General features: G+C 56.9%; 2 rRNA genes (1 of these 2 cut by a window edge). Both read right to left on the bottom strand.

The features are described 5' to 3' along the window. Positions 1–117 (bottom strand): 5S ribosomal RNA (rrf, locus tag ACIOWN_RS34425). Positions 118–205: 88 nt separating this feature from the next. Further along, positions 206–1,829 (bottom strand): 23S ribosomal RNA (locus ACIOWN_RS34420) (it continues 1,596 nt past the right edge of the window).

Here is a 1,829-nt window from a genome sequence, read left to right as displayed (position 1 = left end):
GTTCGGCGGCGTCCTACTCTCCCACAGGGTCCCCCCTGCAGTACCATCGGCGCTGTGAGGCTTAGCTTCCGGGTTCGGAATGTAACCGGGCGTTTCCCTCACGCTATGACCACCGAAACACTATGAAACAATCAACCGGAGCCGCAACACACGGCTACGACGGTTGTTCGTGGTTTCAGAACCAACACAGTGGACGCGAGCAACTGAGGACAAGCCCTCGGCCTATTAGTACCGGTCACCTCCACACGTTACCGTGCTTCCAGATCCGGCCTATCAACCCAGTCGTCTACTGGGAGCCTTACCCCATCAAGTGGGTGGGAGTCCTCATCTCGAAGCAGGCTTCCCGCTTAGATGCTTTCAGCGGTTATCCCTCCCGAACGTAGCCAACCAGCCATGCCCTTGGCAGAACAACTGGCACACCAGAGGTTCGTCCGTCCCGGTCCTCTCGTACTAGGGACAGCCCTTCTCAAGACTCCTACGCGCACAGCGGATAGGGACCGAACTGTCTCACGACGTTCTAAACCCAGCTCGCGTACCGCTTTAATGGGCGAACAGCCCAACCCTTGGGACCGACTCCAGCCCCAGGATGCGACGAGCCGACATCGAGGTGCCAAACCATCCCGTCGATATGGACTCTTGGGGAAGATCAGCCTGTTATCCCCGGGGTACCTTTTATCCGTTGAGCGACGGCGCTTCCACAAGCCACCGCCGGATCACTAGTCCCGACTTTCGTCCCTGCTCGACCCGTCGGTCTCACAGTCAAGCTCCCTTGTGCACTTACACTCAACACCTGATTGCCAACCAGGCTGAGGGAACCTTTGGGCGCCTCCGTTACTCTTTAGGAGGCAACCGCCCCAGTTAAACTACCCATCAGACACTGTCCCTGATCCGGATCACGGACCCAGGTTAGACATCCAGCACGACCAGACTGGTATTTCAACGACGACTCCACAACCACTGGCGTGGCCGCTTCAAAGTCTCCCAGCTATCCTACACAAGCCGAACCGAACACCAATATCAAACTGTAGTAAAGGTCCCGGGGTCTTTCCGTCCTGCTGCGCGAAACGAGCATCTTTACTCGTAGTGCAATTTCACCGGGCCTATGGTTGAGACAGTCGAGAAGTCGTTACGCCATTCGTGCAGGTCGGAACTTACCCGACAAGGAATTTCGCTACCTTAGGATGGTTATAGTTACCACCGCCGTTTACTGGCGCTTAAGTTCTCAGCTTCGCCCCACCGAAATGGAGCTAACCGGTCCCCTTAACGTTCCAGCACCGGGCAGGCGTCAGTCCGTATACATCGCCTTACGGCTTCGCACGGACCTGTGTTTTTAGTAAACAGTCGCTTCTCGCTGGTCTCTGCGGCCACCCCCAGCTCACCGTGTAAAACGGATCACCGAGCGTGGCCCCCCTTCTCCCGAAGTTACGGGGGCATTTTGCCGAGTTCCTTAACCATAGTTCACCCGAACGCCTCGGTATTCTCTACCTGACCACCTGAGTCGGTTTAGGGTACGGGCCGCCATGAAACTCGCTAGAGGCTTTTCTCGACAGCATAGGATCATCCACTTCACCACAATCGGCTCGGCATCAGGTCTCAGACACATGCCAGGCGGATTTACCTACCTGACGTCCTACACCCTTACCCCGGGACAACCACCGCCCGGGATGGACTACCTTCCTGCGTCACCCCATCACTCACCTACTAACCGCTTGGTTCAGCGGCTCCACCACTCCCCCTCACTCCGAAGAGATCAGAGGCGGCTTCACGGCCTTAGCATCACGATGCTCGATGTTTGACGCTTCACAGCGGGTACCGGAATATCAACCGGT

The sequence above is a fragment of the Streptomyces sp. NPDC087787 genome, assembly GCF_044743035.1.
Taxonomy (GTDB): domain Bacteria; phylum Actinomycetota; class Actinomycetes; order Streptomycetales; family Streptomycetaceae; genus Streptomyces.
Note: the sequence above shows the minus strand (reverse complement) of the source record. Positions and strands in the feature narration are given on the sequence as shown.